Here is a 23,115-nt window from a genome sequence, read left to right as displayed (position 1 = left end):
CTCCGACACGTCGGACTGGTCTGACCCGTCCGACTGGTCCAACCGGTCCAACTCGTCTAGTGCGCGAGCAAGCTCTTCCCGGTCATCTCCTTGGGCTGCGGCAGGCCGAGAAGTTCCAGCATGGTGGGCGCGAGGTCGGCGAGCACGCCGGTACGCAGCTTCGCGTCCTTCCTCGCGTCGTCCACCAGCACCACCGGCGCCATGTCGCAGGTGTGGGCAGTGTGCGGTCCACCCTGCTCGTCCTGCATCATCTCCGCGTTGCCGTGGTCGGCGGTGATTATGGTGATCCCCCCCTTCTCGCGCACCTTCTGCACCAGCTTGCCGACACACTCGTCAACCGCCTCAACCGCCTTAACCGCGGCGGCGAAGATCCCGGTGTGACCGACCATGTCCGCGTTGGCGAAGTTCAGGATGATCACGTCGTACTTGTCTTCGTCGAGCCGCTTCATGAGCTCATCGGCCACGAGGTACGCGCTCATCTCCGGCTTCTGGTCGTAGGTCGCCACCTCCTTCGGGGAAGGAATCAGGGCGCGGTCCTCACCGGGAAACGCCTCCTCCCTGCCGCCGTTGAAGAAGAAGGTGACGTGGGCGTACTTCTCGGTCTCCGCGATCCTCAGCTGGGTTAGCCCGGCGTTGCTGACCACCTCCGGGAAGATGTTGACCAGTTCCTCCGGCCCGAAGGCTACGGGAAGGTCGAAGGTCTCGTCATAACTGGTCATGCAGACGTAGGAGGCAAGCCTCGGCCAGACATCGCGGGTAAAGCCGCTGAAAGCGGGATCGGTGAAGGCGCGGGTGATCTCGCGGGCACGGTCGGAGCGGAAGTTGAAGAAGATGAAGCCGTCGCCGTCCTGCATCCTGCCCACTGGAATGCCCCCGTTCATGATCACGCTGGGCAACACGAACTCGTCGGTGACCCCGTCGGCATAGCTCTGCCTGATGGCGGCCTCGGCACTGGGGAAAGGATTCCCATCCCCGGAGACCATGGCGCGGTACGCCTTCTCGACGCGGTCCCAGCGGTTGTCGCGGTCCATGGCGTAATAACGGCCGATCACCGTGGCGATTCTGCCGCAGCCAAGGCGAGCGATCTCGTTTTCCAGGTTGCGCAGGTACTCGGCGCCGCTTTGAGGCGGGGTATCGCGCCCGTCCAGCAGGCAGTGCACGAAGACTTCGGAAACGCCATGGCGCTTCGCCATCTCGATGAGGGCGTAAAGATGAGTGTCGTGGGAGTGCACGCCGCCGTCGGAGAGAAGACCGGCGAGGTGCAGCCGACCGGTCCCCGCTTTCGCCTTTTCCATGCAGGCGATGATAGCGGGGTTGGTGAAGAAGTCGCCGTCGATGATCGACTTGCTGATCCTGGTCAGATCCTGGTACACGACGCGGCCGGCACCGATGTTGGTGTGGCCGACCTCGGAGTTCCCCATCTGCCCGGCGGGAAGCCCGACCGCGAGGCCGGAGCCGTCGATCTGGCCGGAGGGATACTCCGCGGTCAGGCGGTTCATGTTGGGGGTAGCGGCCTGGGCGACGGCGTTGGCTTCCGTTTCGGCGTTGATCCCCCAGCCGTCAAGGATCATCAAGAGCAGAGGCTTCTTCGGCATGGCATTTCTCCCTCATTAGGAATATTAGATCCAATTAAAAAAGGTGAAGCAGAACGTCTTCACCTTTGATCAACAGCTTGCATTACTCATGATGGTACGGCTCACCGTTCATTATGGTGAAGCCGCGGTAGATCTGCTCCAGCAGGAACACCCGGACCATCTGGTGCGTAAAGGTCATCCTGGAGAGCGAGATCGACTTGAAGGCCTCCTTGCGGAAGCCTTCGGTGAAGCCGTAGGCGCCACCGATGGCAAAGACGAGGTCCTGGGTCCCCTGGTCGCGGTTTTTGGAGAGAAAGGAGGCGAACTCGGGGGAGCTCATCTGCTCGCCCCGCTCGTCGAGGAGCACCAGCCTCCCCCCCTTCGGGAGGAGCTTGGTGAGCCGCTCGCATTCGCGCTCGCGCATGGCGGCCGCCTGCGCGCCCTTCTCCTCACGAGCTTCCAGGATCTCCAGCGGCGCGTAACGCCTCACCCGTCCTGCGTACTCATCGATGCCGGTGCGGACCCAGCTCTCCTGGGTCTTGCCGACCCAAAGGAGCTTAAGTCTCATTTTTCCTTGTGCTCCCAGAGGTACTCCTCGGGGATCTCTACCTTGGGCGCCCTCGACCAGAGTTCGTCCAGGTTGTAGATGGCGCGCACTTCCTCCTGGAAGAGGTGCACGATGACGTCCCCGAAATCGACGATGATCCAGCGCCCTTCATCGTACCCTTCGGTGTCGATCGCCCGGTCGATCGGCTTGAGCCCCTGCTTGACCGATTCGGCCATGGCCTGCACCTGGCGGTCGGAGCGCCCGGTGGCGAGCACCAGGTAGTCAGCGATGCTGGAGATGTTCTTGATCTCGAGCACCTTGACGTTGAGCGCCTTCTTGTCCAGCGCGAATGCCGCACATTTCACGGCGCGTTCCACGGCCGGAATTACCACTTTATCTTGCATCAACGTATAACCCTTGTTCCTTTATGTAGTGCTCGACGGCCTCCGGAAGGAGGTACTTGACCGAGCGGCCGGCCTTAACGAGCCGGCGAATGTGACTTGAAGATATGTCTAGCAGTACGCCATCCAATGCATAAACACAGTGCCCTGAGCTGTGATTCAGGCGTTTAGCCGCCGAATCATAGCAGAACTCACCTGCTATGGCAACAGGGAGGGCCTTGGCGAGACTCGTGATGGTGGAGCCGGGACGCTGAACGCTCACCACGTTGCAAAGCGTGAAGATCTCGTCGTAACGGTGCCAGGCGGCGATGTCGTTGAAGGAGTCGGCGCCGATGATGAAGAAGAGCTCGTCCTCCGGGCGCTCGGCGCGCAGCTGGCTCAGGGTGTCCACCGAATAGGAGCGACCACCGCGCACCGCCTCCATGTCCGACACCTCGAAGCTCGGGTTGTCGGCGACCGCCAGGCGCACCATCTCGAGACGGCTCGCGAAGGAAAGCTCGCCCACCTGCGGCTTATGCGGCGGAGTCGCCGCCGGGATGAAGATGACCCGGTCCAGTTGGAACAGGTCGCGCACCTCCTCGGCGATGCGCAGGTGCGCGTTATGGATCGGGTTGAACGTGCCGCCCAGTATCCCAATTTTCATTGTCATGGCTCCAGTAGTGGAGGAAGACCAAGGCTTTAACGCAAAGGCGCCAAGGCGCGGAGTCGCTAAGAAAACACTTCTTGTTGCTTTTCAACTTTGCGTCTTTGCGGCTCTGCGTCTTTGCGTTGAAGCCTTTAAGACCGCACCTGGCCGGACCCGTACACGATGAACTTCGTGGTGGTGAGGTCGGTGAGCCCCATCGGGCCGAAGGAATGAAGCTTCGTGGTCGAGATGCCGATCTCCGCCCCCAGGCCAAGCTGGTTGCCGTCCGAGAAGCGGGTCGATGCGTTCACCATGACCACCCCCGAGTTCACCTCGCGGATGAAGCGCTGGGCGTTCCCGTAGTCGCCGGTGATGATGGACTCGGTGTGCAGCGAGCAGTAACGGTTGATGTGGTCGATGGCGGCATCCATATCGTCCACCACCCGGGCCGCCAGGATCAGCTCCAGGTATTCGGCGTACCAGTCCTCCTCGGTCGCCGCCCCAGCCTGCGGCGCAAACCTGCGGAATTCCTCGTCTCCCCTCACCTCCACCTTCTGCTCGGAAAGCGCCTGGAAAATGAAGGGGACGAAGCGCTCCGCGACGTCCTTGTGGATGAGCAGGGTCTCCAAGGCGTTGCAGACGCCGGGGCGCTGCACCTTCGCGTTGATGATGATGTCGCGCGCCATGTCGAAGTCGGCGGTGGCGTCGACGAAGATGTGGCAGACACCCTTGTAGTGCTTGATCACCGGGATCTTCGAGTTCTCGACCACGAAGCGGATCAGGCTCTCGCCCCCCCTCGGGATGATCACGTCGATGAACTCCTCCTGCTTGAGCATCTCGGTCACCCCCTCGCGCTCGGTGAAGGGGATGAGCGACAGGGCTGCCGCCGGGATATTGCGCTTGGCTAGCTCGGCTTTCAGGATCTCAGCGATGGCGAGGTTCGAGTGGATCGCCTCGGAGCCGCCGCGCAGCACCACGGCGTTGCCGCTTTTAAGGCAGAGCACCGCGGCGTCCGAAGTAACGTTCGGCCGGGACTCGTAGATGATGCCGATTACCCCGAGCGGGATGCGCATCTTGCCGACCATGAGGTCGTTGGGGCGCTTCCACATGCCGGTCACCTCCCCCACCGGGTCGGGGAGAGCGGCGACCTCGCGGATGGCGTCCGCCATACCCTTGATGCGCACCTCGTTCAGCATGAGGCGGTCCAGCATGGCAGTGGAGAGGCCGCGCTCTTTGCCGGCTTCGAGGTCCTTCTTGTTTTCGGCGATGATCTGCTCGCAGTTATTCACCAGTCCGTGCGCCATGTCGAGCAGGAGCTCGTTTTTGACGGCGGAAGAGAGTTTCGCCATGGCAAAGGAAGCCTGCCTCGCCTCGGCGGCGATGGTGCGGATCTGTTCGGCGACTGACATGTGTACCTCCAACTTTTGTAAGGCTGAACCGCCCCCTCACCCCGACCCTCTCCCGGAGGGCGAGGGGGTTCAGATTGTAACGTAGAACGTTGAACGCAGAACGTAGAACGTTTTCTAGAGTATGACCAGGTTGTCCCGGTGGATGACGTCGTCCCCGTACCTGAAGCCCAGGATCTCCTCAATCTCGCCGCTCTTGTGCCGGCAGATCTTCTCGATCTCCTGGCTCGAGTAATCAACGATGCCGCGGGCGAACTCGTTCCCCTCTACGTCGAGGACCCTGACGCAGGCCCCGCGGGCGAAGCGCCCCTCGACCTTCACGATCCCGGACGGGAGTAGGCTCCTGCCGTGCGTGGCGAGGGCCCCCTTGGCGCCGGCGTCGACGACGAGGTTACCCGCGGGCTTGATGGTGAAGGCGATCCAGTGCTTGCGGCGGTTCAGCGCTTCTCCTGCCGGCAGAAACAGCGTACCGACAAGCTCCCCGCTCATGACGCGGGCGAGGTTCCCCTCACCCTTCCCCGCGAAGATGATGGCGGCGACGCCCGACTTCACCACCTTCTTGGCCGCCGCGAGTTTGGTGGCCATGCCGCCGGTCCCGACGCTCGTGCCGCTCCCCCCCGCGCCGCGCTCCATTTCCCGGGTCACCGCCCCCACCTGGTGGATGAGGGTCGCCGCCGGGTCGGTACGCGGGTCGGCGGTGTAGAGACCGTCGATGTCGGTCATGATCAGGAGGAGCTGCGCCTCCACGAGGTTCGTGACGAGGGCGGAGAGGTTGTCGTTGTCGCCGAACTTCAGCTCATCGACGACGACCGTGTCGTTCTCGTTGATGACCGGGATGATGCCGCAGGAAAGCAGCGTGTCGAGCGTGCCGCGCGCATTCTGGAAGCGGCGCCGGTTGGCCAGGTCGTCCCGGGTCAAGAGGATCTGGGCGACCTTCAGGTCGTATCCGGAGAAGGCCTCCTCGTAGGCACGCATCAGGCGGGACTGCCCGACGGCTGCTGCGGCCTGCTTCTGCGGAAGGGTGCGCGGCCGATCCGGCAGCCCGAGGGCGGGACGCCCTGCCGCCACCGCACCGGAGGAGACCACGACCACCTCGATCCCCTTCGCGCGCAGCCCCGCGATCTGTGAGGCGAGACCGTTCAGGAATACGGGATCGACCCCGTTATCCTCACAGGTCAAGACACCGGAGCCGATCTTCACTACTATTCTCTTAACTTTTTTGAGCAGTTCTTTACGCATTCCGGGTTCCGATAATGTTTAGTAAAGGCCAGGATACTAACACGATTCATACTCCGTGGCAATTTTCTTAAGGAAAGCCACGGTTCAAACTCATTGACAAAGACCGGGGCGGTCTTTAGACTGTGCGACATTCTCGAGGTGACTGTTGCTGAACAAAGAGCTGTGGAAAAAACGAATTTACAGCATTCTTTCGCTAGACAACCATCCGGGGCACATCGCCGCCGGGTTTGCTGTCGGCGTCTTCATCAGCTTCACCCCGTTCTTCGGCCTCCACACCGCACTCGCCGTAGCCGCCGCCTTTCTCTTCCGACTTAACAAGCTCACCTGCATCACCGGCGCGTGGGTCAACACCCCCATCACGATGGTTCCCGTTCTCGGCGTCAGTTACAAGCTGGGGGCCTTCCTGCGCGGCCGCCCCATCAAGGAACTACCCGTTTCCGGCGCGCTCGAATGGCACAACCTGGAGCGCTACGCGAAGTCGCTGGTCCTCGGCTCCTCCATCCTCGGCTTCGTCGCCGCCGTCGTTGCCTACTTCCTCTGCTATTACCTGGTGCTCCGCTTCCGCGCCAAGGACGCCACCCAGGCCGAGCAGGCCGAAGAGATGGACAAGGTCGGCGAAGAGCTGGAATAGCCAAAAAAAATCGGGAGCAGCCTCGCAGCCACCCCCGATTCACATCCCGATTTCCTTCCTGCTTTACTTACCCAGAAACGGCGAGAAAACGGTGTAGCTGACAAAGCCGACCGAGGCCGATGCTGGTATGGTGATGATCCACGCCAGAACGATGCGGTAGGCGACCGCCCAGTTCACCGCAGAGATCCTTTTCGAGAGCCCCACGCCGAGAATGGAAGAGGTGATGACGTGCGTGGTCGAGGTGGGAAGCCCCATGGCCGAGGCGCCCAGGATGACCGCGGCGGAAGCGGTCTCCACGCAGAAGCCGTGCACGGGCTGCAGCTTCACGAAGTCGTGCCCGACCGTCTTGATGATCCTCCAGCCGCCAGCGGCGGTGCCAAGGCCCATAGCCACGGCGCAGGAGATCTTGACCCAGTTGGGAACGTCGAAGGTGGCGAGGGAGCCGTAGCTCACAAGGGCCATGGTGATGACCCCCATGGACTTCTGGGCGTCAGCGGTGCCGTGCGAGAAGGCCATCACCGCGGCGGAGAAGATCTGCAGCTTGCGGAACACCTTGTTCAGGTTGTAGGGAGCCTTGTTCCTAAAGACCCACATCATCCCCACCATGAACATGAAGCCGAAGAAGGCGCCGACGATCGGGGATGCGATGAGGACGGTGATGATCTTCTTGAGTCCCGCCCAGTGCAGCGCGGAAGTCCCCGCATGGGCCACCACCGACCCCGCCAGTCCGCCGATGATGGCGTGGGAGGAAGAGGAGGGAAGGCCGTAGTACCAGGTGATCAGGTTCCAGACGATCGCCCCGAAGATGCCGGCCAAGACCACCACCTGGGTGATGTTGTTGGCGTCCACTATCCCCTTGCCGATGGTCGCGGCCACCTTGGTCGAGATCATCGCCCCGACGAAGTTCAGCCCCGCGGCCATGAAGATGGCAGTCCTTACGGTGAGGGCCCGCGTCGAAACGCAGGTCGCGATGGCGTTGGCGGTATCGTGGAAACCGTTGATGTAGTCGAACAACAAGGCCGCGCCGATGACCGCGACCAGCAGGACCAGGGTGACCTCAGGCATTTTTTACCACCACGCTTTCCAGGATGTTCGCGGCATCCTCGCACTTGTCCGTCGCGGTCTCGAGGGTCTCGTAGATCTCCTTCCACTTGATGAGCTGGATCGGATCCTTCTCCTCGGCGAACAGGCGGCTGATCGCCTCACGGCAGACGCGGTCCGCCTCGTTCTCCAGGGCGTTGACCTCGATGCAGTAAGCGCTGATCGGCTCGAGCTTGCCGCCAAGCAGGGCGACAGTCTTGTCGATGGTCTGGCAGGATTTGAGGATCAGGAAGGCGAGTTCCTTCGACTCGGGAGTCGGCTTGGTGACGTTGTACATGACGAAGCGCTGCGCAGAGGCATCGATCAGGTCGAGGATGTCGTCAAGGGCCGAGGAGAGAGCGTAGATGTCCTCGCGGTCGAAGGGGGTGATGAAGCTCTTGTTCAGCTTCTTGATGATGTCATGGGTGATGGTGTCGCCCTTGTGCTCGACCTCTTTGATCTTGCGCTGGCTGGCCACCGGATCGTCAAAGTTGTCCAGCATGTCCTTAAGGAGTTGCGCCCCCTCGATGATGTTGTGAGACATATCCCTGAACATGGCGAAAAACTTTTCATCTTTCGGTATCAACCCAAACATTTAATCCTCCGATCGGTGTCGGCCCCAGGCCGAATCTAGTTGCAAACTGGGGAGATATAGCACATCCGCGACAAATATTAAACAATGAATTACGTAATGCAACCACGTTAATTAGCGACTCGGCGTTTACCATTGGGCGCCCAGAGGGACTGGCGCCACGCCGACGCCCGTGTATTATTTATCCTTAATTTTTTTGACACCGTGGTCCCGGAGGACACATGAGCGGCGGTATCAAATCGTGGCCCGAGGCGGAACGCCCCCGGGAAAAGCTGATGCGGAAAGGGGCCTCGGCCCTGTCCGAAGCCGAACTGCTCGCGCTGATCCTGGGCAGCGGGGACGCCGCCAGCGGTCGCAGCGCCCTCGACCTCGGCCGCGAGCTCATGCTCCAGTTCAAATCGCTGCGCGCCCTTGCTGACGCCTCGTGTCGGGAGATCCAGCAGGTAAAGGGGATCGGTCCGGCCAAGGCCACCTGCATCCTCGCCGCCCTCGACCTCTCAAGGCGCATCCGCGAAAAGGAGGGGCGCCCCATCGAGTCCTTGGTCCGCTTCACCTCCGCCTCCCAGGTCTTCGAACAACTGAACCACGAGTTCCGGGACCGCCACACGGAACATTTCATGGTGCTCCTGCTCGACGGCAAAAACCGCATCATCACCCGTGCGCAGATCTCGGAGGGATCGCTGAACCAAAGCATCGTGCACCCCCGCGAGGTGTTCAACGCTGCAGTGCGCCAGTCCGCGGCGGCGATGATCCTTCTGCACAACCACCCGACCGGCGACCCGACGCCCAGCCCCGAGGATCTCGAGGTTACCCGTCGTCTCTGCGATGCGGGACAGCTCATGGGGATCCGCGTGCTCGACCACATCATCATCGGGGAAAACGAGTTCTACAGTTTTGCCGACCACGGGCAGCTCCAGTACTGACACGGGAGGCTCCATGCTGGACACGGTCGCACTCTTTCAAGGCGGGTACTTCTTTACGAGAGCCCAAAGCACATAAAGGAGAAGACATGCGCAAATCAATCGTTACGCAGGAGAGCCAGGACCCCACCAAGAAGGGCATTGACTGGTTGGATCTCGAGAGCATCGCGCGGGTCGAGATCACCTCAGAGGACCCGCTGCAGCCGATCGAATCGGCGCTGCAGCCCATCGGCGCCCCAGGGTGGTGTGCCGACGCACCAGGGCTCCAGCGGATCCGCGTGCTGTTCGACCATCCCCAGAGGATCGCCCGGATCTACCTGCTCATCAGCGAGGAAGAGGTCGGCAGGACCCAGGAGTTCGTGTTGCGCTACGCCCAGGACGGAGGCGATACCTTCCGTGAGATCGTGCGGCAGCAGTTCACCTTCGCCCCTCCCGGCACCACGGTCGAACAGGAGGAATACCAGGTGGAACTGGCCGGGGTGACGGCGCTCGAGCTGGAAATCGTCCCCGATCTTTCCGGAGAAACGGCGAAAGCGAAGCTTGGAAGGCTGCTCTTCGCCTGAAAGGCGAAATCCGGACAAAAAAAAGCGCCGAAGCGAAAGGAGGACTCCACCGTCGGCGCAAAAGTTGGGTTTTGTTTGGTCGAGCGGCTCGTTTCGTCCGCTCTTGCCTTTCTTATTACAAGAGCGATGCCAAATATGCCGACAGGCAAATTTTCTCGAAAGCTGCTGATTTATAAAGCAAAAAATCTAACGTGCATCGAACGGTCAGCCAACCGACAAAGTTCAACTTCTGCACAGCAAAGGTTGGGCAGCGCCGCCTATCCACGCTAAACCCCAGTAACTTTGAGGTTTTGCAGCTTTTGAACAGGCGTTCAGAACTTGCACACCACGTCACAACACCTGCCCCCCCCCACAAACCGGCTTCCCGTCTCACCTAGAAGGCAGAAATAAAAGGAGGCCACGTGATCGCACGTGGCCTCCTCAGTCTGATTTCTCTTTTTTCGCTCAGTTTGCCGCTACTTCTGCACCCAGCGGTCGTTTTGCAGTTGCATCCACCATCCGGGTTGGGCCGCTTCACGCTTCGTCTCGGCGAATGTCGTGGCCGCTTTCCCCAATACCTGGTTCATCGCCTCCTTGCTCTCCTTCTGCTTTTGCAGCTTGAGAATCGCCTTCGCCATGCTCGTCACGACGACCTTGCGGCTCTGGTTTTCCGAGGAGACCAGCGCCTCGTCCTGCGGGGCGAGCTTCCCCTTGGCCGAAGGAGGTATCACAACGAGCCCCTGCTTGGAGAGACCGACGGCGCCACTGGCAAAAAGCGTGTTAAGCCGCGGGAGCCGCTTGCTCATGTCGTCGTAGGCCTTCAGCACCTCGGGCATGCTCGAGAGCTCCACCGCCAGGGCATCGGCGTCGGCATCGGTGTCGGCCGCATACGCCGCGGTGACCAGGGAGAAACCGAAAACGCGGCTCTGCGGCTTGTCCTGCGGCGCGGCAGGCGGCACCCCGGGAGGAACTTTCTGGCCGCCGGGAGCCTCACCGGTTTTCAGCAGCATGTCGTCAAGAGACTTGTACGCCTCCTTGGCCGCCTTCTCCGGAAAATAGACGTTCACCGTGATCACCGCACACGCGGCAAGGAAAATACAGGAGACAGAGAACAGCAGCTTGATCAGTTTCGTTTTCATAAAGGCCTCCAGCGTTAGTATCGTCGTTCATGAATATAGCACAGCGTCTTCACTCTTCCCACTTGAACTCAGGCGCTGCTTCCGGCGGTGGCGTTGCCGCGCCCTTTTTCTGCTCCGGCTCCCCGGTTGCCGGCTTGCCGCGCACCGCAGCCTCCCTGATCGACTCCAGGAGATGGCCAAGGCCGATGCGGTTCTGGGTCGGCGCTATATTCACGTTCAGATCCTTTACCCCGACGAAGTTGGTGTTGACGATCCTCAAGGTATTGAAGGTGAGGTCGCCGTCCTGCAGGGTCGCCTTGATCTCCGCCGCGTCATAGGGGCGATCGCGGCTTAAAAAGAACCCGCTCAGTTTCTGCTTCGCCAGCCGCTGCAGGAACTCCTTGCTGACCAACATCTTCTCTTCCTTCCCTTCGCGGGCCCACAGTTCCACAAAACCCGCGGTGCCGTCGACGCCCCCCCCGGCGCCGCGGAAGCTGATGACGCCGTCCACCTTCCCCGAGATGTACCCCTGGACACTCGGGATGCTGCCGCATAGCTGTTTCAGGCTCACCCCGTTCACCAAGAGGTCGGCCCGGTAAACCGCCTTGGCCCCCATGGCAAGATAACCGGTCCCGAGGATGGCGCCCTTGTAGAGCGTCGCACGCAGGGGGAGCACTTCCATCACTCCGTTGGACGCGCGCAACTGCAGGGCGAGCTTTTCGAGCTGCAGCGTTCCGTAGGAGATACGGTCGATGTTTAGCGCATTGCCTCCTGCTGACATCCCTTTGAGTTCCTCTAAGACGCGCCGGTAGTTGCCACGGCTGAACTCCCTGCTGTCGCGGGGCCTGGGTGCGGTCTTCGCCGAGAAATCCATGGAAACCGGGAGGGTTCCGTCGAGGCCTGAAATAGTGAGCTTCTGGGAGGGAGCATCGATGCCGCCGCCATGGACCTCCACCCGACCCTCGAGGAGCTGCCGTCCGCCCCGCAGCTCGAGCTTCCCGCCACCCGAGAGCGTTCCCTTAAGGGTCGCCTCCTGTATGGCTTGCGGCATCAGGTTGATGGCGGTGTCGACGATGGCATCGACCGGGGTCTCGGGAAGGGAAAAGGCGAGGGTGCCCTCCCGACCCGGCGACGCTGCACGCGCCACCTCGCCCCGCACCCGCAAGGCGACCCCTTTACCCGGAGAGAGGAGCCCCTCTCCTATGGACAGTTTCCCCGACGCGTAGCTCCCCGAGAGGAAAAGCGATCCCCCGGAAAGGGCGCGCTTGCCGTCCTTGGACGCCGAGAGGTTGCGTCCTTTGACATCGAAGCGGCAGTCGAGTCCCTTTTGCCCCGCGTAGCTGCCGCTCGCACGCAGGTCGACCTCCCCGCCGGTTGGCCTTGTCGCCGCGTCTTTCTTTAGAAAACCGGCCGCCTGGACTACCGCAGCACCGGTAAGGGAGAGAGAGAACTGGACCATGTCCGGGGTGAAGGGGCGGAACTTAGCCTGCCCCGTGACTTTTCCTCCCAGGAGCGAACCGCTTACCTCTGCTTTTCCCCCTTCCCTGGAGAAGACCGCCTGCAAAGCTGGGGCACCGATCCCATTCCCCTTGAGTGTTACCGCCCGGGTCGAGACCTGGGCTTTTCCTTCCAGCCAGCGCTCCTCCCCGGAGCGCACCATCTGTCCCCTGAAGCGCCCCGCCACACCGGCAAGGTCAAGCTCTCCCTGCCTCAGCGCCCCCCCTTCCAGATCCCAAGCCAACGAGGTAGGGCCAGTTGCCCCCTTGGGAGGGAGCTCCCCGCTCAGACGCTCGATGGCAAGACGAGCGTCCCCCAGCCGTCCCTGCACCCCCTCGAGGGTGAGCTTGGTTCCGTCAACCCGATAGGCGAGGCGGGCATCTCCACCCTTGCCGTCCAGGGTGAGACCGGTAAGACGTGCGTCACCGGAGGCTGCCAGCCGTCCGGCGCGGCGGCCGAGCTGCGCGGTAACCGCGCCGTCCCTGATGGCGGCCGACGTCTTCCCTCTTTTTGCGGAGACGCCGGAGAGGAACAGTTTTGCGGTGGCGGTGAAGTCACTCCCTCCCTTGCCGCTTGCGGTGAGCGTCCCGGAAAGGACTCCGGTACCGGCCTCGACGCCGTAGCGCTTCAACAGCGGGTTGAGCGAGGAGACCTTTGCCTCGCCGATCTTCAGGGATGCCGAGATGGGCTCCGGACGCGCGGTATCGAAGGAAAGATCGCCCGTTGCGGGGACACCCATCAGGCGCGCGCTCGCTTTGCTGCTTTCAAAGCGCACCGGCTTAAGCTTCGGGGAAAGGACGAGAGCGAAGGGGATCTCGAGGGCGTCGACCAGGGCCTTGCCGGTTGCCTGAGGCGCCGAGAGCCTCCCAGCCAGCGCGACGCCCCCTTCCTTGCGGGCGATGTTCGCCTTTCCCGAGAGTCCGCTCACCAGGGTCTCCCCTCCCTTGGCAAGGCTCCCCTCCTCGAGGACAAGGACACCTGCAGCACTTTCCACCCCGCGACTGGCACTTCCCTCGACGCGTAGCGACTCGCAGCGCAGTTGTCCGCTGTAGAGAAGTCCGCCACGGGCCTTGTCCGCCAACATGGCGTTCAAAAGGGCGAGGTCCACGCGGTCCACGGCGAAGAGAAGGGCGAACTCGCGCTCCTTTCTTACCCCGGACACGCTCCCTTCGCCGTGCAGTTGCGCGACGTTTTTTATCTCGAGAGTCGCGTCGGCGAGATCGGCACGGTCCTCCGCCAGACCATAGGTCCCGGTGAAACTCAGGGAACCGGCCACGGGATTGCTGCCGCGGGCGGCAGGGAGCTGGATGTCGCTGAAACGTAAGGCCCCGGAGAAGCGGAGTTCCCCTTTGGCGAGGACCGCGGCAACGGCAAGAGAGCCGCCCGCCTTCTGGAACGGTTCCGGGGTCTTCAGCTTGAAGAGAGCTGCGGCCCGCTGCAGGGAGAGAGTGGGGGCGCTCAGGGATAGGTCGAGTGCGGCCTCGGCGCCCGGGCGTGCCGTTCCGCCCAAATGGTAGGCGTTCCCGGCGGGGTCCTGGAAGACGAGGTCGAGCTGCGCGCTACGCGAGCCGCCGGTGGCGAGGTTGAAAAGCTTCAGGTTCATCCCCTGCACACCCTCGCCCTGCACCGACAGCGACCCGTTCACCACCACGAGCTTTCCGATTACCGTCTCGGGAGCGGGACGCGCCGGCGGCTTTGGCGCGGCAAGTATTCGCTGCAGTTCCGAGAAGTTCCAGGCGCCGGCCGGGTTCTTCTGCAGGTCGACGCTACCCTTCTCGATGGAGATGAGCTCGAAGTTGCGGCGCCCACGCAAGAGGTCCAACCATTTGGGCGTCACGGTGACCGACTCGGCGGCGACGAGGTCGGGCCCGGCAAACCCCTTCGGGGAGTGCAACCGGATCCCGCGCAGGATGACGCTGCGCCCCGAGAGCCCTACCTTCGCCACGGTGAATTCCTGGTGGAGCGTGGAGGTGATGAACCGAGACAACTGACGGGCGGGAAGCGGGGTGGCGAGATAGATCTCCAGTGCGAGGAAGATAAGTAGAATAAGGGCGATTAGCGCGGCAGCGCAAAAAGCTACGAGCCTTCCCGGCCCTTCTAAAGTGAATTTTCTGCCGACGTCGTTGCCCATGTGACCCCTTTCTTCGCAGGGTGAACTTTACCTTGGATCGACAAGATGGGCAAGGAGAGGCTTCAGGAGCGGGAGGAGGCTTCGAGAGAGTCCATGGCTGGACGCACGGCAACCGGTTTCCCGGACGAAAAAAGGGGCGCCCGCTTTCCGGACGCCCCTTCCCTTTCCAACTATTTCTGACGCCCTTAGGCCGGCAGTGCGGGGAGTTCGAGGCCGGCCATCTTCTGGACCATGCGCACGACCTGGCAGCTGTAGCCGAACTCGTTGTCGTACCAGACGTAGAGCACGCAGCGGTTACCCTGCACGATGGTGGCGAGCGAGTCGACCACGCCTGCGTGACGCGAACCGACGAAGTCGCTGGAGACGACGTCCGGGGAGTTCGTGTAGTCGATCTGGTTCTGCAGCGGCGAGTCGAGGGAGATGGCGCGCAGGTAGCTGTTCAGCGTCTCCACGTCGGTCTCCTGCTTCAACTGCAGGTTGAGGATCGCCAGCGAGACGTTCGGGGTCGGGACGCGGATCGCGTTGCCGGTCAGCTTGCCGGTCAGCTCCGGAAGCACCTTGGCGACGGCCTTGGCTGCGCCGGTCTCGGTGATGACCATGTTGAGCGGGGCGCTCCGCCCGCGGCGGTCCGCCTTGTGGTAGTTGTCGATCAGGTTCTGGTCGTTGGTGTAGGAGTGGCAGGTCTCGACGTGGCCGCTCACGATGCCGAACTTGTCGCTCACCGCCTTCAGCACCGGAACGATGGCGTTGGTGGTGCAGCTGGCCGCGGAGAAAATGGTCTCTTCCGGCACGATGAGCTCGTTGTTGATGCCGGAGACGACGTTGGGGATGTCCCCTTTGCCCGGCGCGGTGAGGAGCACCTGGGAGACGCCCGGCGCCTTCAGGTGACGGCCGAGGCCTTCGCGGTCGCGCCACTTGCCGGTGTTGTCGATGACGATGGCGTTGCGGATGCCGTACTGGGTGTAATCGACGGTTTCAGGGGCGTCGGAGTAGATGATGCGGATCATGTTGCCGTTGGCGATGATCGCGTTCTCTTCCTCGTCGATGGTGATGATGCCGTTGAACTGGCCGTGCACGGAGTCGCGGCGCAGCAGGCTCGCACGCTTCACCAGGTCGTCCGCTCCCCCCTTGCGCACCACGGCGGCGCGCAGGCGGAGCTTCTCGCCACTACCGGATTTCTCCACGAGGATGCGGGCGAGCAGGCGGCCGATGCGGCCGAAGCCGTAGAGCACGATGTCCTGCGGCTCGTCCAGAATCGAGGTGCGGCCGGTGTTGACCGAGGCGAGCTCGCTCGCGACGAAATCGTCGACGGAGACCTTGCCCTGCAGCGACTGGTAGCGGACCGCCAGCCTGCCGAGGTCGATGCGCGCCGGCGCGAGGTCCAGCCTGCTGGCGGCCTCGAGAACGGGGAACGTCTCCTGAACGGTCAGCTCGCCGTCGAGGATCTGACGAGCGAAACGATGCGCCTTGAGGATCTCAATGGTCGGGCTGTTCACCAGCGAGCGGCCGTACACCGTCGTGACGATGTTGTGGTCGCGGTAAAGATGACCGATGATCGGGAGCATGCGCTCGGCAAGCTCCTCATGGCCCTGCCATTCCTTCAAATAAGCTTCCTGTTTCTCAATCTTCATAGTTCGTCCCTTCGCGGAAGATAATGCCGGGGAAGTACCGAGAGGCTCCCGGCGCAAAACTCAGTGTCACAGGCCCGACGCACCACTGTCAACTGCCACCAAGGGCATCGCCTAAGTACACTGAATCACTTCGCGGTTGACAGAACGACAGGAGCTGGAACGGCCAAAACTCCCGCATACTACAGCATTTTCGTGATGTAAACAATTGAAAGTTCAAAGAGATATTTAAGTAATGTTTTTGTTAATTATTCATGCCACATTTTAACCATGCTATGACCATCGGCATCCTTCGCGCCACGCTAATCTTTGCACTTGCCGCCTCTGTCGTGCTATCCTTTCGCCTTGTGCCCCCGGCTCATCTGATTGCCGGCAGGCTCGGCGCCGCGGCGGCCACGGCCGATCCGCCCAAATTCATCGTCCCGGAAAACGCAATGAGAACCATCGTACTGCTGATCCTTTCCAACGTGTTCATGACCTTCGCCTGGTACGCCCACCTAAAGGACCTGCGCAGCGCGCCGGTCTACGTCGCCATCCTCGCCAGTTGGGGCATCGCCCTTTTCGAGTACATGCTGCAGGTCCCCGCGAACCGCGCCGGGTTTGGGACCTTTAGCCTGGGACAATTAAAGATAATGCAGGAAGTCATAACCCTGTCCGTCTTCGTCCCGTTCGCCGTCTTCTACATGGGGCAGCCGCTCAAACTTGACTACCTCTGGGCCGGGCTCTGCATGGCCGGGGCGGTCTTCTTCATCTTCCGCGGGTAAAAAAAGGAGCAAACCATGATCTGCGTACTGGCTTCGATACGAGTCAAGGAGGGGGCGCGCGAGGCGTTCCTCAAAATCTTCAACGAGAACGTCCCCAAGGTGAAGGGCGAGGCGGGATGCATAGAATATTTCCCTGCCCTCGACATCGACGCCGCCCTCCCCGTGCAGGTGCGCGACGAGAGGGTGGTGACCATCATCGAGAAGTGGCAGAGCGTGGAGGCGCTTCATGCGCACCTCGCCTCGCCGCACATGCTCGATTACAAGGAACGGGTACAGGACCTCGTGGAAGATGTGACGCTCAAGGTGCTGCAGCCGGTTTAGAAGAGGGATCGGGTATGGCGGCAAAGGGGAGAAGTGCGAAGGGGCGCGGACTGCGCGTGGTGGCGGTCTTCGAGGCCCTGAAGGGGGCGGCGGTTCTTCTTGCGGGATGCGGGGTACTGTCGCTGGTCCACAAGGACCTGCACCATATTGCGGTGCGGCTCGTGCAGCTTTTGCACATGAACCCGGCGCGGCACTATCCCAGCATCTTCATCGACGCCGCGAACCGCGTCACAGACTTTCAGCTCTGGATGCTCGCGCTCTCCGCGCTCGCCTACTCCTCGGTACGCCTCATCGAGGCGTACGGGCTGTGGCACGAGAGGAGATGGGCGGAATGGTTCGGTTTTCTCTCCGGAGCGGTCTACCTTCCCGTCGAGATGTTCGAGATCTTCCGCAAGCCCGACGGCCTGCGCGTCGCCGTATTCCTGGTCAACCTCGGCGTCGTCGGCTACCTCGCCACCGCCCTCAAACGCTCGAGAAGCTCCCGCCGCGGCTAAGCTAAGTACGGGCGTAAAACCTCGAGAGAACGCTCCAAATGCGGCTTGCTGTGCGACTCGATGGTGTAGGCGGCTTCCGGCGCGTACCTTTCCATCAGCTGAAAGAACAATCCGAAATCGACGGCCCCTTCTCCCGGAGGTGCATGGTCGTCCTTCGTCCCGCCGTTGTCATGGATGTGCACTTCCTTGATCCGAGCGCCCAGCGCCTCGAACCACCTCTCCATGGAAACCTGCTTGAAAAGGTTCCAGTGCCCCACGTCGAAGCAATGCCCGAAAGACTCATCCTCCACAGCCTCGAACAACGCCTGCAGGGTTGAAGGCTCCTCCTCGAAGATATTTTCCACCGCGACCGCCGTCCCGATGTCCTTCGTCCGCTGCAGCACGCTTTGCCAGGCCGCGACGCTCAGCTCAAGCCACTGCCCCCTTGCCTCGCCGTAACGCCAGCGGTCGAAGCCTGGGTGGAACACCATGACCTCGGGGCGCAGGATCTCGGCGGCATCGAGCACCTGCCGGAAACGGTGCATGGTGGCGTCGCGCAGCAGTCGCTCCAGCGAGCCCGGGTTCAAGTCCATGAACGGTGCGTGGATGGTGCAGGAAAGCCCCTCACCCTGAAGCGTCCGCGCGGTCTCCGCGAGCTGCGCGGGGGTGGCCGCGTCGAGCGCGTCGGCCGAGAGATAAATCTCGGGACTCAGACGGCGCTCCATGACAAAGGGGAGATGCTCACGGATCTGGGCGAACGGGACGTGGGCGAAGATTCTCTTATTCATCTTTTTTCCTGTGCTTTTTGATCATTTCTTCGGCGCAGCCGTCGCAGCGCACCAACTGGTCGAGCTTTTCTATCGCCGCAGGCTCCCCCAGCACGATGAGCGTGTCGTGCGCCTCGATCTTCGTGTGCGACTCGGGGTTGAAGACCATCTTGCCGCTTTGCTTCTTCACCCCGACGATGATGACGCCGGTCTCCTTGCGAAACCCCGAGCTAGCAAGACTTTCCCCGATGAAGCCTGACTGTGCCGGAATCAGGATCTCTTCCATCTGCAGCTCCATGTGCTCGCGCCCGGTGGCGATTTCGATGAAGTCGACCACCGTCGGCCGCAGGATCGCCTGCGCCATCCTTGAGCCGCCGATCAGGTAGGGGGAAACGACCTTGTTCGCCCCGGCGCGCTTCAGCTTGATCTCCGACCCCTCTTCGCCGGCCCGGGCGAGGATGAAGAGATCCGGGTTGAGGCCGCGCGCGGTGAGCGTGATGTACACGTTCTCGGTATCGGAGGTGACCACCGAGATGAGCCCCCTCGCCTTCCGTATCCCCGCCTTCAGGAGCACGTCGTCGATGGTCGCGTCGCCCGGCAGGAACAGGTAGCCGTTGCCGTCCTTCTCCATCTGGGCGATCATGTCGATGTCCTTTTCCACCACCACGAAGGGAAGCGGTTTGGCTGCGAATTCCTTGCAGATGAGGGAGCCGATGCGCCCGAACCCGCAGATGATGTAGTGCCCGTCGAGGGCCGCTATCGCCTTTTCCACCTTTTTCCTCCCGAGGATCCTCTGGAACTGCCCCTCGAACATGATCTGGGCGAGGCTGCCCACGATGTAGCCGATGACGCCGACCCCGAAGAAAATCAGCATCATGGTGAACATCTTCCCCACGTGGCTCAGGTCGTGAACCTCCCGGAAGCCGACCGTACCGAGGGTGATCACCGTCATGTACAGGGCGTCCAAAAGACTCCACCCTTCCAGCGTCATGTACCCGCAGGTGCCGACGGTAAGGAGGAGCAGCAACACCCCTATGGAAATTTTGAAATGCCGGACCGGATCCATAGCCGAAACTCCCTCAGCGTCGCAACATACAGACCGCGACATGACATTTCAAGCATTTTCATGTGCATCCCCCTAAACTGCAGAGGGAAGTTCTTGACAATCTTTGGATACTGTATACAATACGGCGATCATTCAAGGGGGCCGCATGAAGAAGAGCGTAGAAAAGCACCTTACCCTCAGAGAACGCATACTTGAGACGATCCGCGACGCCATCATGTCGGGCGCTCTCAAGCCTGGAGAAAAGGTCGCCGAACCCGAACTTGCCGCCCGCTTCGGAATCAGCCGCACACCGATCCGGGAAGCCTTCCGTCAGTTGGAATCCGAAGGATATCTTTCCGTCATCCCACGCAAGGGAGCGCTGGTCGCCAGCTTCTCCGCCAAGGACGTCGAAGAGTTCTACGCCATAAAGAGCATTTTGGAAGGTTACGCCGCCCGCAAGGCCTGCGCGCAGCTCAGCACGCGCGAGATAAACAAGCTTGAGGCGATAAACGAGAAGCTGCGGGAGATCGCCGAGGAAGGTGACGTGCGCCACTTTTTCAAGGTGCACAACAGTTTTCACGAGCTCTTCATCAAAGGGGCCGGCAACGACAAACTGCACGACATGATCTCTCAGCTGCTGAAGAAGTTTCAGCGTCTGCGCATGGCGTCGCTCATGAAGCCCGGGAGGATGCAGCTTTCGGTGGAGGAGCACGAGAAGATCATCGAGGCGTTCCGCAAGCGCGATCCGGTGATGGCCGAGATGCTCGTGCAGAAAAACGCCGAGTACGGCGGCAAGGTCCTCATTGAGGAGGAAGACTCCCCAGAGATGTGGACCACCAAAGGGCTCGACCTCTAACCCACCCTACCAACCCGCGGCGCCCTTAAGCCCTGCGGGTTTTCTTTTGCCTGTACTGGAGCCAGGGCTCCGCCTCGTCACGCTCTCACCGCCAATATCTCTCCTCATCCTTCAATCCCACGGTCAATTGGCTCATCCCCCCCGAACCAGTGGATTTTCTTTGCCTCATTCATCGCTTTGGGTTAAATTAGCCCGTTGCCATTTCAATGAGTGGAGGGGCTTTGTGCAGCAGCTGAAATTGATCCCTAAAGTGGACCGGGTTCTCGAATGGGAGGGTGTGCGCCGGCTTCTCTCCGAACAGCCGAGGGAACTCGTGCTGAAGGCGGTACGCCAGGTGCTGGATCTCCTTCGTGCCGGAGCCCGTGCCGGCTCCCTCGACGATGCGGCCTTCGCCGAGCAAGCGGTCTGCACCGCGGTTTTGCGTGAGCTGCGCATGCTGACCCGCCCGAGCCTGCGGCGGGTCATCAACGGCTCCGGCATCGTCATCCACACGAACCTCGGGCGCTCCATCCTCCCCGAGGCCGCTCGCGACGCCCTCAACACCATCGCCTTTTCCTACTCGAACCTCGAATTCGACCTCGATCAGGGGGTACGGGGGAGCCGCTACAGCCACGTCGAGGCCCTCTTGTGCGAGCTGACCGGCGCCGAGGCCGCCATCGTGGTGAACAACAACGCCGCGGCGGTACTGCTGACCTTGAGCGCCATGGCGGCGGGACGCGAGGCCGTGGTCTCCCGCGGAGAACTGGTCGAGATCGGCGGCTCGTTCCGGATCCCCGAGGTGATGCGGCTTTCCGGCGTGACGCTCAGGGAAGTCGGCACCACCAACCGGACCCATCCTAAGGACTACCAGAACGCGGTGAACGAGAACACCGCGGTCTTTTTGAAAGTACACTGCAGCAACTTCGCGGTTCTGGGCTTCACCAAAGAGGTAACCGCGGAGGAGATGGTGGAGCTCGGCAAGCAGGCCGGCGTCCCGGTCCTGGCGGACATGGGGAGCGGGAACCTCGTCGATCTCTCCGGGAAACTCCCCTGCCCCGAACCTACGGTGCAGGACTTCGTGCGCGCCGGTGTCGACGTCATCACCTTCAGCGGCGATAAGCTCCTGGGCGGCCCGCAGGCGGGCATCATCGTCGGCAAGAAGCCCTTCATCGAGGCGATGAAGAAGCACCAGCTCTTGCGCGCGCTCAGGATGGACAAGCTGACGCTCGCGAGCCTCGAGGCGACCCTTGCCCTCTACCGCGACGAGATGGTGGCTTTCAAGGAGGTGCCGACGCTGCGCATGCTGACGGCGACGCTCCCCGAGCTCACCGGCCGCGCCAGGAAGATCGCGGGGCAGTTGCGCCGCCGCACGCCGGACGCAGTCAGCTTCAAGCTGACCGACGGGTTCTCGCAGGCCGGTGGCGGGACGCTGCCGCTTTTGAACCTCCCCACCATGCTCATCGAGGTCGCCGTAGAGGGGCTTTCGCCGAACGACATCGAATCGAGGCTCAGGGGGATGGAGATCCCGGTCATCGGCCGGATCAGCAAGAACGCCTTCCTGCTCGACCCGCGCACCCTGCAGGACGACGACCTGCAGGATCTGGCCGCCGCCCTGACGGCCTTGGCCGGCTAGGCAGCGCATCACTTCTCCAGGTGGCGTGCCGACGCTTACTTTGGTGATATTTAACTGGTTTTTTCACAGCCAAACTGCAATAATTCGGCGCTTTCCCCTCCGGGAAAGCTGCTCTCACGATCGAGGTTATTTTTGGCCAGGGTTTTCGCGCTTATTCCAGCCGCGGGCATGGGAAAGAGGATGGGGGCGGGGTACAACAAGCAGTACCTCGCGCTCGACGGCATGCCGATCGTCGCGCACACCGTGCGGGTCTTCCAGGAGGCCGCATGCATCGACGCCATCTACCTCGTCTCCCCCGAGCAGGAGATCCCCTTTTGCCGCAGCGAGGTAGTCGAGCGCTACGGCTTCACGAAGGTGCGGGCCATCGTGCCGGGAGGCGCTGAGCGGCAGCACTCGGTCCATAACGGGCTGCGCGCCATAGAGGGAATCGCCCCGGACGACCTGGTGCTGATCCACGACGGGGTGCGCCCATTCGTCACCGCCGCCATGCTCGAAGCGTCCGTTGCCGCAGCGCAAGCTTCAGGCGCCGCCATCGTCGCGGTCCCGGTCAAGGACACGGTAAAAGTGGTGCGCGATGGGGTCATCGCCGAGACGCCGGCGCGGGAGCAGCTCTGGCTTGCCCAGACGCCGCAGGCCTTTCGCTACGGCCTGATCCGCGCCGCCCACGACGAGGCCGCCGCCGATGGTTTTCTCGGAACCGACGACGCCTCCCTTATGGAGCGCCAGGGAAAACCGGTTCAGGTCGTGAGAGGCGACTACACGAACATAAAGATCACGACTCCCGAGGACATGATCCTCGCCGAGGCTTTTCTGAAGGAGAAGAAGTAAATGATGCGCATCGGACACGGCTACGACGTACACAGACTGGTGGAGGGGCGCAAACTGATCCTCGGCGGGGTCGACGTCCCCTACGTTAAGGGGCTGCTCGGACATTCCGACGCCGACGTGCTCCTGCACGCCATCTCCGACGCCATCCTGGGCGCCATCGGCGAAGGGGACATCGGCAAGCACTTCCCTGACACCGACCCGGCCTACAAAGGGGCGGACAGCCTGAAACTCCTGCGCCACGTCATGGATCTCGCGGAAAACAAGGGGTACAGGATCGGCAACGTCGACGCCACCGTGGTCGCGCAGCGCCCGAAATTAGCCCCCTTCATCGCGCAGATGAGAAGCAACATCGCGGCAACGCTCGGCACCGAGGAAGACCGTGTGAACGTCAAGGCGACCACCACCGAGGAACTCGGCTTCGCCGGGAGAGGCGAAGGGATCGCCGCATACTCCGTGGCGCTATTGCAAAAGAAGTAATTAAATATTCAACTCTACGCACGCCGGTCGTACCGGCAGCG

General features: G+C 61.9%; 23 protein-coding genes. 10 read left to right on the top strand and 13 right to left on the bottom strand.

Features of this window, described 5'->3' with window-relative positions; genetic code table 11:
- Window positions 1-56 precede the first annotated feature (56 nt).
- The 6 genes from gpmI to proB form a co-directional block, all read right to left on the bottom strand.
- Window positions 57-1,595: a 2,3-bisphosphoglycerate-independent phosphoglycerate mutase gene (gpmI, locus tag E4633_RS05625; RefSeq protein ID WP_135869253.1), complete on the bottom strand. Its 1,539-nt coding sequence runs from the start codon at window positions 1,593-1,595 to the stop codon at window positions 57-59.
- An 82-nt stretch (window positions 1,596-1,677) separates the two neighbouring features.
- Window positions 1,678-2,142, bottom strand: coding sequence for a 23S rRNA (pseudouridine(1915)-N(3))-methyltransferase RlmH (locus E4633_RS05620; RefSeq protein ID WP_135869252.1), 465 nt, complete (start codon window positions 2,140-2,142; stop codon window positions 1,678-1,680).
- A complete protein-coding gene (rsfS, locus tag E4633_RS05615) occupies window positions 2,139-2,525 on the bottom strand; it encodes a ribosome silencing factor (protein ID WP_135869251.1) in 387 nt (128 codons plus the stop codon). Before rsfS ends, E4633_RS05620 begins: the two co-directional genes overlap by 4 nt.
- A complete protein-coding gene (gene nadD, locus E4633_RS05610; RefSeq protein ID WP_135869250.1) occupies window positions 2,515-3,165 on the bottom strand; it encodes a nicotinate-nucleotide adenylyltransferase in 651 nt (216 codons plus the stop codon). The genes rsfS and nadD overlap by 11 nt, the downstream gene beginning before the upstream one ends.
- Window positions 3,166-3,299: 134 nt before the next feature.
- Complete coding sequence (locus E4633_RS05605; RefSeq protein WP_135869249.1) at window positions 3,300-4,556, bottom strand: glutamate-5-semialdehyde dehydrogenase; 1,257 nt, start codon at window positions 4,554-4,556, stop codon at window positions 3,300-3,302.
- Window positions 4,557-4,670: 114 nt separating this feature from the next.
- On the bottom strand, window positions 4,671-5,792 hold the full coding sequence (proB, locus tag E4633_RS05600; protein ID WP_135869248.1) for a glutamate 5-kinase: 1,122 nt from the start codon (window positions 5,790-5,792) through the stop codon (window positions 4,671-4,673).
- A 145-nt stretch (window positions 5,793-5,937) separates the two neighbouring features.
- On the opposite strand from proB, the gene E4633_RS05595 reads away from it, so the two are divergent.
- The gene (locus tag E4633_RS05595; protein ID WP_135869247.1) at window positions 5,938-6,423 is read left to right on the top strand and encodes a DUF2062 domain-containing protein; all 486 of its coding nucleotides are present in this window, start codon (window positions 5,938-5,940) and stop codon (window positions 6,421-6,423) included.
- Between the two features lie 63 nt (window positions 6,424-6,486).
- On the opposite strand, the gene E4633_RS05590 is transcribed toward E4633_RS05595, so the two are convergent.
- Together E4633_RS05590 and E4633_RS05585 are read right to left on the bottom strand one after the other, a co-directional pair.
- Window positions 6,487-7,488, bottom strand: a complete 1,002-nt coding sequence (locus E4633_RS05590; RefSeq protein ID WP_135869246.1) for an inorganic phosphate transporter — start codon at window positions 7,486-7,488, stop codon at window positions 6,487-6,489.
- Entirely contained in the window at window positions 7,481-8,098 is a 618-nt protein-coding gene (locus tag E4633_RS05585; protein ID WP_129124801.1) for a DUF47 domain-containing protein, read from the bottom strand. Before E4633_RS05585 ends, E4633_RS05590 begins: the two co-directional genes overlap by 8 nt.
- Window positions 8,099-8,316: 218 nt before the next feature.
- Here E4633_RS05585 and radC point away from each other — a divergent pair, with 218 nt between their 5' ends.
- Both radC and E4633_RS05575 read left to right on the top strand, forming a co-directional pair.
- Window positions 8,317-9,018, top strand: a complete 702-nt coding sequence (radC, locus tag E4633_RS05580; RefSeq protein ID WP_135869245.1) for a RadC family protein — start codon at window positions 8,317-8,319, stop codon at window positions 9,016-9,018.
- Between the two features lie 86 nt (window positions 9,019-9,104).
- A complete protein-coding gene (locus E4633_RS05575) occupies window positions 9,105-9,578 on the top strand; it encodes a hypothetical protein (RefSeq protein WP_135869244.1) in 474 nt (157 codons plus the stop codon).
- 455 nt (window positions 9,579-10,033) lie between these two features.
- Here the strand turns inward: E4633_RS05575 and E4633_RS05570 are convergent, their stop codons facing one another.
- The 3 genes from E4633_RS05570 to E4633_RS05560 all read right to left on the bottom strand — a co-directional run bounded on the left by E4633_RS05570 (window position 10,034) and on the right by E4633_RS05560 (window position 15,934).
- Entirely contained in the window at window positions 10,034-10,696 is a 663-nt protein-coding gene (locus E4633_RS05570) for a DUF1318 domain-containing protein (protein WP_135869243.1), read from the bottom strand.
- A 49-nt stretch (window positions 10,697-10,745) separates the two neighbouring features.
- On the bottom strand, window positions 10,746-14,303 hold the full coding sequence (locus E4633_RS05565) for an AsmA family protein (RefSeq protein ID WP_135869242.1): 3,558 nt from the start codon (window positions 14,301-14,303) through the stop codon (window positions 10,746-10,748).
- Between the two features lie 185 nt (window positions 14,304-14,488).
- Window positions 14,489-15,934 (bottom strand): glyceraldehyde-3-phosphate dehydrogenase, encoded by a 1,446-nt coding sequence (locus E4633_RS05560; protein WP_135869241.1) that lies wholly within the window; start codon window positions 15,932-15,934, stop codon window positions 14,489-14,491.
- A gap of 431 nt (window positions 15,935-16,365) precedes the next feature.
- Here E4633_RS05560 and E4633_RS05555 point away from each other — a divergent pair, with 431 nt between their 5' ends.
- The 3 genes from E4633_RS05555 to E4633_RS05545 are packed head-to-tail and all read left to right on the top strand — an operon-like array spanning window position 16,366 to window position 17,510.
- Window positions 16,366-16,695, top strand: a complete 330-nt coding sequence (locus E4633_RS05555; protein WP_135869240.1) for a DMT family protein — start codon at window positions 16,366-16,368, stop codon at window positions 16,693-16,695.
- A 15-nt stretch (window positions 16,696-16,710) separates the two neighbouring features.
- Window positions 16,711-17,016, top strand: a complete 306-nt coding sequence (locus E4633_RS05550; RefSeq protein WP_135869239.1) for a putative quinol monooxygenase — start codon at window positions 16,711-16,713, stop codon at window positions 17,014-17,016.
- Window positions 17,017-17,030: 14 nt separating this feature from the next.
- Window positions 17,031-17,510, top strand: a complete 480-nt coding sequence (locus E4633_RS05545) for a DUF2127 domain-containing protein (protein WP_135869238.1) — start codon at window positions 17,031-17,033, stop codon at window positions 17,508-17,510.
- On the opposite strand, the gene E4633_RS05540 is transcribed toward E4633_RS05545, so the two are convergent.
- Both E4633_RS05540 and E4633_RS05535 read right to left on the bottom strand, forming a co-directional pair.
- Window positions 17,507-18,277: a sugar phosphate isomerase/epimerase family protein gene (locus E4633_RS05540; RefSeq protein ID WP_135869237.1), complete on the bottom strand. Its 771-nt coding sequence runs from the start codon at window positions 18,275-18,277 to the stop codon at window positions 17,507-17,509. The genes E4633_RS05545 and E4633_RS05540 overlap by 4 nt on opposite strands.
- Window positions 18,270-19,322 carry a potassium channel family protein gene (locus E4633_RS05535; protein ID WP_135869236.1) on the bottom strand — a complete coding sequence of 351 codons (1,053 nt, stop codon included), beginning with the start codon at window positions 19,320-19,322 and terminating at the stop codon, window positions 18,270-18,272. The genes E4633_RS05540 and E4633_RS05535 overlap by 8 nt, the downstream gene beginning before the upstream one ends.
- A 145-nt stretch (window positions 19,323-19,467) precedes the next feature.
- Here E4633_RS05535 and E4633_RS05530 point away from each other — a divergent pair, with 145 nt between their 5' ends.
- The 4 genes from E4633_RS05530 to ispF all read left to right on the top strand — a co-directional run bounded on the left by E4633_RS05530 (window position 19,468) and on the right by ispF (window position 23,074).
- Window positions 19,468-20,157 carry a GntR family transcriptional regulator gene (locus E4633_RS05530; RefSeq protein WP_135869235.1) on the top strand — a complete coding sequence of 230 codons (690 nt, stop codon included), beginning with the start codon at window positions 19,468-19,470 and terminating at the stop codon, window positions 20,155-20,157.
- Between the two features lie 223 nt (window positions 20,158-20,380).
- Window positions 20,381-21,769, top strand: coding sequence for an L-seryl-tRNA(Sec) selenium transferase (gene selA, locus E4633_RS05525; protein ID WP_135869234.1), 1,389 nt, complete (start codon window positions 20,381-20,383; stop codon window positions 21,767-21,769).
- A 132-nt stretch (window positions 21,770-21,901) separates the two neighbouring features.
- Entirely contained in the window at window positions 21,902-22,597 is a 696-nt protein-coding gene (gene ispD, locus E4633_RS05520; protein WP_129124814.1) for a 2-C-methyl-D-erythritol 4-phosphate cytidylyltransferase, read from the top strand.
- Between the two features lie 3 nt (window positions 22,598-22,600).
- Complete coding sequence (ispF, locus tag E4633_RS05515) at window positions 22,601-23,074, top strand: 2-C-methyl-D-erythritol 2,4-cyclodiphosphate synthase (RefSeq protein WP_135869585.1); 474 nt, start codon at window positions 22,601-22,603, stop codon at window positions 23,072-23,074.
- Window positions 23,075-23,115: the final 41 nt, after the last annotated feature.

This window comes from Geomonas terrae (genome assembly GCF_004791675.1).
Lineage (GTDB): Bacteria > Desulfobacterota > Desulfuromonadia > Geobacterales > Geobacteraceae > Geomonas > Geomonas edaphica.
Note: the sequence above shows the minus strand (reverse complement) of the source record. Positions and strands in the feature narration are given on the sequence as shown.